Below are 7,103 nucleotides of genomic sequence, written 5' to 3'. Positions count from 1 at the left end.
GCGAAGAGGATGGGCTGCTCGCCGCGACCCAGGATTTTGACATTGTTACGTTTAAGAACAGACATGGGTGCTCCGTGTAGCTCAACAGTTGATGCGCAGGGACCATAGCACCTGTGACGGCAGGGCGAGCTTAAGGGCTGAGACGGCCTATTTAGATTGGCCGGTCATCGTTTCAACGCGCTGACGCTGCAACTCGCCACTCGTCCTCCTCGGGAAGGGGGCTGTGGATTGCGGGCACAAAAAAAGCGTGGCCATTCCGTTTTTAACCTCGTCTCCACCGCCCTAGTTTATGGAACAGGTTTGGAGAAACACGCCGCGTGCGCTACCCGCCCCAAATTCTCGAAGAGATCCGCGCCCGGCTGCCGACCTCGGCGGTCGTGGGCAAGCGCGTGCGCCTGAAGAAGGCCGGACGGGAGTGGAAGGGCCTGTCGCCGTTCAACGCGGAGAAGACCCCGTCCTTCTACGTGAACGACCAGAAGCAGTTCTATCACTGCTTCTCCTCCGGCAAGCACGGGGACATCTTCACCTTCCTGATGGAAACCGAAGGCCTGTCCTTTCCCGAGGCCGTGGAGCGCCTCGCCGGCGAGGCGGGGGTGCCCCTGCCCAAGCTCACCCACGAGGACAGGGAACAGGAGATCAAGCGCAAGAGCCTCCATGACGTCATGGAGCTCGCGGCGGTCTTCTTCGAAGCCTCGCTGCTCGGGCCCTCCGGGCCCAAGGCGCGGGACTATCTTGCCGGGCGCAGCTTGAGCCGGGACACCCAAACCCGCTTCCGCATCGGCTATGCGCCGCCGGACCGCTACGCCCTGCGCGATCACCTGGCCGGCAAGGGCGTTCCGGTCGACATGATGGTGGAGGCGGGTCTCGTTCACCCGGGGGAGGAGGGGAAGATCCCCGCCGACCGCTTCCGCGACCGGGTCATGTTCCCGATCTGCGACGTGCGGGGCCGGGTCATCGCCTTCGGCGGACGGGCCATGAGCGCGGATGTTCCGGCGAAATACCTCAACTCGCCCGACACCCCGCTCTTCAACAAGGGGCGGCTCCTTTACAACTACCACCTCGCCCGCCAGCCGGCCCATGACCGGGGCACGGTGGTCGCGGTCGAGGGCTATGTGGATGTGATCTCGCTCAGCGCCGTGGGCTTTCCCCATGCGGTCGCGCCGCTCGGCACGGCGCTCACGGAGGATCAGCTTGCGCTGCTCTGGCGCCTGGCGGAGGACCCGATCCTCTGCTTCGACGGCGACAAGGCCGGCCAGCGGGCGGCTTATCGGGCCCTCGATGTGGCCCTGCCCAACCTGAGCCCGGGCAAGTCCCTGCGCTTTGCCATGCTGCCCGAGGGGCAGGACCCGGACGATCTGGCCCGCGCCGGCGGGGCCGCCGCCGTGGAGCGGGTGCTCGCCTCGGCCCGGCCTCTCGTGGAGGTTCTCTGGGCCCGGGAACTGGAGGCGGGCCCCCTCGATACGCCCGAGCGGCGGGCGTCCCTGGAGCGGCGCCTGCGCGAATCACTGGCGCTGATTCGCGACGAAACCCTCAAGAAATACTACCGGGAGGACATCGAAGCCCGGCTGGCCGCCCTGAATCCCGACGCCCGGTCCAACCGGTACAACCGGCAGGCAGGAGGGTTCCGGCGGGATCAGCGGGGGCCTTCCCCTATGACACCCGGTTCGCGGCTGAGCGTCTCGCCGCTGCTTGCCCGCAACGCGCTGTTTGCCGGAAATTCCGGGGAAAGCCCCCGGGAAGCGATGATCCTCTGCACCTTCCTGGTTCATCCGGAACTGCTGCAGAATCATGCGGAAACCCTTGCAGACCTTGAACTTGAGGGCCGGTCTACCCAGATGGTGTGCAGTCTCCTGCTCGATGGGGCCGCCAGCGGCGAACCTCCCGATGCGACGGTGGTGAGAGCCCGGCTCGACCGGGCCGGGCTGACGCCGGTGGCCGACAGGCTCGCCGCTCTGGTCCGTCCCGGCGACCGCTGGATGCTGGATCCGCATGCGGATCCGTTGCGGCTTGAGGACGCATTGAGGCAAGCGATCACCTTGCATCGCCGCGCACGCACGTTACATAGCGAACTTCGGGCTGCCGAGCGCGCGCTCGCGGAAGAGGACAATGAGGCCAATCTCGCCTGGCTGCGAGAGGTCCAAAACCAGCTGTCCTCCGTTGAGGGTGCCGAGGCCGACATGGACAATGCAGGGATCCTTGGGGGTCACTGATGTCCCACACGCCAGAGGGCGGCAGGCGAGGCGGCTGCCGCAGTTTGTGCAGGGGATGGTTAACGGTTAGTCAAGCGACTTGCTGTTTATAGTTGGGAATGAATTTCGGGTGGTGGAGCCCTGAGCTTGCCGCCTATTCGCGCATCGTAGATCCGGATTAGGGTGATTTGCGGGGCGCCGGAGTTGAGCAAAGCATGGCAACGAAGACAACCGGCGGCGACGAAGGCGATACCACGACGACCGAGCAGCAGAGCGACGGGCCTCTGCTCGACCTGAGCGATGCCGCCGTCAAGCGGATGATCAAGCTCGCGAAGAAGCGCGGCTATGTCACCTATGATGAGCTGAACGAGGTTCTGCCTCCCGAGGAGTTCAACTCGGAGCAGATCGAGGACGTGCTTGGCCAGCTCTCCGAGATGGGCATCAACGTCGTCGAGTCCGAGGAAACCGAAGAAGGCGAGAAGGCTGAGGCCGCTGACGAGGAGGAAGCCGAAGGCGGCGACCTCGTCGAGGCTTCCCAGACCCGCGCCGTCGCCGTTCGCGAGACCACGGCCAAGGAGCCCACCGACCGCACCGACGACCCGGTGCGCATGTACCTGCGCGAGATGGGCTCGGTGGAGCTTCTCTCCCGCGAGGGCGAAATCGCCATCGCCAAGCGCATCGAGGCCGGCCGCGAGGCGATGATCGCGGGCCTGTGCGAAAGCCCGCTGACCTTCCAGGCCATCATCATCTGGCGCGACGAGCTCGTCGAGGGCCGGGTGCTGCTGCGCGACATCATCGATCTCGAGGCCACCTATGCGGGCCCCGACGGCAAGGGCGCCCCCAAGGTGGACGCCCTGGGCGACGGCGAGGCCGAGGAGGAGACCCCCGAGGGCGAGGAGGGCATGACCCCGCCCGAGGGCGACCTCGACGACGACGACATGGAGAACAACGTGTCGCTCTCGGCCATGGAGGCCGAGCTGAAGCCGCGCGTTCTCGAAACCTTCGACTCCATCGCCGACAACTACAAGAAGCTGCGCCGCCTCCAGGTGGAGCACGTGGAGCAGCGCCTGCAGAACAAGCAGCTGACGCCTGCCCAGGAGCGCAAGTACAAGGAGCTCAAGGCGGATATCGTCGCGTCGGTGAAGTCGTTGTCGCTGAACAACAACCGCATCGAGGCCCTGGTCGAGCAGCTCTACGACATCAACAAGCGCCTCATCTCCCATGAGGGCCGCCTGATGCGCCTGGCCGAGAGCCACGGCGTCGCCCGCGAGGAGTTCCTGCGCCACTACCAGGGCTGGGAACTCGACCCGAAATGGGTGCTGCGCGTGTCCAAGCTCGGCGGCAGGGGCTGGAAGGACTTCGTCGCCAAGGCGAAGGACGGCATCCACGACCTGCGCGAGAACATCCATAACCTGGCGAGCGAGACCGGCCTGGAGATCCAGGAGTTCCGCCGCATCGTCATGATGGTGCAGAAGGGCGAGCGCGAGGCGCGCCAGGCCAAGAAGGAAATGATCGAGGCGAACCTGCGCCTCGTGATCTCGATCGCCAAGAAGTACACGAACCGCGGCCTGCAGTTCCTGGACCTGATCCAGGAGGGCAATATCGGCCTCATGAAGGCGGTCGACAAGTTCGAGTACCGGCGCGGCTACAAGTTCTCCACCTACGCCACCTGGTGGATCCGGCAGGCGATCACCCGCTCGATCGCCGACCAGGCCCGCACGATCCGCATCCCGGTGCACATGATCGAGACGATCAACAAGATCGTGCGCACCTCGCGCCAGATGCTGCACGAGATCGGCCGCGAGCCGACCCCGGAGGAGCTGGCCGAAAAGCTCGCCATGCCCCTGGAGAAGGTGCGCAAGGTGCTCAAGATCGCCAAGGAGCCGATCTCCCTCGAGACGCCCATCGGCGACGAGGAGGATTCGCATCTCGGCGACTTCATCGAGGACAAGAACGCGATCCTGCCCATCGACGCGGCGATCCAGTCGAACCTTCGCGAGACCACGACCCGGGTTCTCGCCTCGCTCACGCCGCGCGAGGAGCGCGTGCTGCGCATGCGCTTCGGCATCGGCATGAACACCGACCACACCCTCGAGGAGGTCGGCCAGCAGTTCTCGGTGACCCGCGAGCGCATCCGCCAGATCGAGGCGAAGGCCCTGCGCAAGCTGAAGCACCCCTCGCGGAGCCGGAAGCTGCGGAGCTTCCTGGACAATTAAGACCAATCAAAAGGCGGGCCTAAAGCCCGCCTTTTTCTCAACCCGACAAGTTCTACTTGGTGCTCATCTTGTATCAGGAAGTCTTCGAAGCTTGGTATGACGAAGCTGACAACAGTGTAGAGCTCACATCTGTCAGCGAAGTCGAGAGGATGAGGGCAATAGGAGGCTGGCTAAAAAAGCCGATTTTTCTTCACCGGATCCAAGCTGAAGATCTTGAGGCTGCAATTGAGATCCATGGAGACATGATGGATTGGGATAATTTCTGGGCCCAGAAAGACCCTGTCCAACTTTGCCACGGGTGTGGGGTTCGCTACTTTCTGCGGCGATCTATTTCCTGTCCCAACTGCGGCTGCAGCCCCGACTCCAAGCACCCATGATCATCAGCCTGACCGTCATTCTTCTGTGCCAGCTCCTGGGCGAGGTGGTTGCCCGTGGCTTCGAGTGGCCGCTGCCGGGGCCGGTGCTCGGCATGGTGTTCCTGCTCTTCTTCCTGGGCCTGCGCGACCGGATCGGCATGAGGGTGCCCGAGTTCGGCAAGACCTTGGATTCCACCGGCAAGGGACTGCTCGCTCACCTGTCGCTGCTGTTCATCCCGGCGGGCGTCGGCGTCGTTCAGCACCTCGACGTTCTGGCACAGCATGGGCTCGGCCTTGCGGTCGCCCTGGTGGCATCGACCCTCGTGACCCTGATCGTGACGGTCGTGACCTTCGTGGTGGCATCCAGGCTCACTGGCTCAGCGGTCGAGGGAGCAGGGGAGGATCGGGCGCCGTGAACGAGTTCTCCTTCCCGCTTTGGGCCTACCTTTCGCAAACCCCGCTGCTCTGGCTCACGGTGACGCTCGTGGCCTATGTGGCGGCGGACCGGATCTCGCTCGCGTCCCGGCGCAATCCCCTCTGCAATCCCGTGCTGATCGCGGTTGCGGTGATCGCTCTGGTTCTCTGGGGCACGGGAACCTCGTACCCGGTTTATTTCGAAGGCGCGAAGTTCGTGCACTTCCTGCTGGGGCCTGCCACCGTGGCCCTGGCAATCCCGCTCTACGAGAACCGGCGCATCGTGCTGCGGGCGATTGCTCCCATGGTGCTGGCCTTGGTGGTGGGCTCGGTCACGGCCATCGTGTCGGCGGTTGCCATCGCAAAGCTCTTCGGCATTCCGAACACTGTCCTTATCTCGCTGGCGCCGAAATCCGTGACGGCTCCCGTGGGCATGGGCATCGCCGAGATGCTGGGCGGCGACCCGGCGCTGACCGCGATCCTGGTCATCCTCACGGGCGTCATCGGGGCCATCACGGTCACGCCGCTGATGAACGCCTTGCGCATGAAGGACTGGCGCGCCCGCGGTTTTGCCGTGGGGCTGGCCTCCCACGGGATCGGGACGGCCCGCGCCTTTCAGGTCAATTCGCTCGCCGGCACCTTCGCGGGGATTGCCATGGGGCTCAACGCGCTCGTCACCGCGCTTCTTCTGCCGATGGTGCTTGGAAAGCTGCTGGAGTAATCACGGCATCGGCGCTGGATCGGTTGGGGCGATGCTCCCCGTCCGGTGCTCCGGCTTCGGCAGAAGCGCCGGCACGAGGCCGTCCGCGACCAGGGCGTGGAGCTGGCCGATGTGGTTGTCCTCCCGCGAGGGCGAGGTGGGGTCGGAGGTCATGACCACCGTCAGCCCGAGGCTCGGGATCACGTAGAGCATCTGCCCGCCGAAGCCCCAGGCGTAATGGGCCATGTGCCCGCGCATCTCGCGCATGAACCAGCCATAGCCGTAAGAGTCGCCGGTAAACGGCGACGATGTGCGCGGCGTCCAGGATTCCCTGATCCAGTTCTCCGAGACCACGCGCTTGCCGTCGATCACGCCGCCCTGGCGGTACATCTCGCCGAAGCGCAGCAGCGCGCGGGGCGAGAGGGCCATCTCGTTGCCGCCGAGGTAGATGCCCTGCGGATCGCGGGTCCAGGGAGCGATCCTGATGTCGAGCGGCCCGCCCAGCCATTCGCGGGCCAGCTCCAGGGTGCTGCGCTTCGAGGCGCGCGTGAGCGCCGCCGAGAGCAGATGCGAGCTGCCCGTGGAATAGAGCATGCGTCCGCCGGGCTCGTCCACGAAGGGCCGCGCGAGGGCGTCGCGAACCCAGTTGCCGCTGCTGATCCAGGCGCCGTAGTTGCGGCCTGACGTGCGCTCCAGCCCGGCCCGCATGGACAGCAGATGGCCGATGGTGATCTGCCTGACCCGCGGATCGGCCTCCGCCGGGATGCTCTGCGCCAGGATCGATGCAACCGGCTGGTCCACGCCCTGCAGGATGCCACGGTCGATGGCGATCCCCACGAGGGCCGACATGATGGTCTTGGAGGCCGATTTGATGTTCGTCGGCCGATCGGGCCTGGGGCCCCGAAAAGCTTGCTCGGCCAGCACGGTTCCGTTGTGAGACACGATGAACGAGCGGAGATTCGGAAGATCCCCGGCTCGGGCGACCGTGTCTTCGATCAGCTTCCTGTCGGGCGCCGAAGCCGCCGGGGGAGGGGCGGGCTGCGCGGAGGCGCCGAGAGCACCCGCTGCCATGAGGCAGAGGGTGAGGGCGAGGTTTCGTGGATGAAGGCTCGAGAGCGAAAGCATAGACCGTTCGGATATTCCGTTGCTGCGGGACAAGAACCGAAATGGACCCTCGTTCCGCGCCCACAACAGGCCACACGCCATTGTGAGCCCCGTCATCCATGCG

5 protein-coding genes are annotated in these 7,103 nt (G+C 65.3%); 4 read left to right on the top strand and 1 reads right to left on the bottom strand.

Features of this window, described 5'->3' with window-relative positions; translation table 11 throughout:
* Positions 1-317: 317 nt before the first annotated feature.
* The 4 genes from dnaG (at position 318) to JKG68_RS04750 (ending at position 5,896) form a co-directional block, all read left to right on the top strand.
* Complete coding sequence (gene dnaG / locus JKG68_RS04765) at positions 318-2,210, top strand: DNA primase (protein ID WP_202056331.1); 1,893 nt, start codon at positions 318-320, stop codon at positions 2,208-2,210.
* A gap of 194 nt (positions 2,211-2,404) precedes the next feature.
* The gene (gene rpoD / locus JKG68_RS04760) at positions 2,405-4,405 is read left to right on the top strand and encodes an RNA polymerase sigma factor RpoD (RefSeq protein WP_202056329.1); all 2,001 of its coding nucleotides are present in this window, start codon (positions 2,405-2,407) and stop codon (positions 4,403-4,405) included.
* Positions 4,406-4,778: 373 nt separating this feature from the next.
* Complete coding sequence (locus JKG68_RS04755; protein WP_202056328.1) at positions 4,779-5,177, top strand: CidA/LrgA family protein; 399 nt, start codon at positions 4,779-4,781, stop codon at positions 5,175-5,177.
* Positions 5,174-5,896 (top strand): LrgB family protein, encoded by a 723-nt coding sequence (locus JKG68_RS04750; protein ID WP_202056326.1) that lies wholly within the window; start codon positions 5,174-5,176, stop codon positions 5,894-5,896. Before JKG68_RS04755 ends, JKG68_RS04750 begins: the two co-directional genes overlap by 4 nt.
* Here the strand turns inward: JKG68_RS04750 and JKG68_RS04745 are convergent, their stop codons facing one another.
* Positions 5,897-7,000 carry a serine hydrolase domain-containing protein gene (locus JKG68_RS04745; RefSeq protein ID WP_202056323.1) on the bottom strand — a complete coding sequence of 368 codons (1,104 nt, stop codon included), beginning with the start codon at positions 6,998-7,000 and terminating at the stop codon, positions 5,897-5,899.
* Positions 7,001-7,103: the final 103 nt, after the last annotated feature.

It is taken from the genome of Microvirga aerilata (assembly GCF_016743775.1).
Taxonomy (GTDB): Bacteria; Pseudomonadota; Alphaproteobacteria; order Rhizobiales; family Beijerinckiaceae; genus Microvirga; species Microvirga aerilata.
Note: the sequence above shows the minus strand (reverse complement) of the source record. Positions and strands in the feature narration are given on the sequence as shown.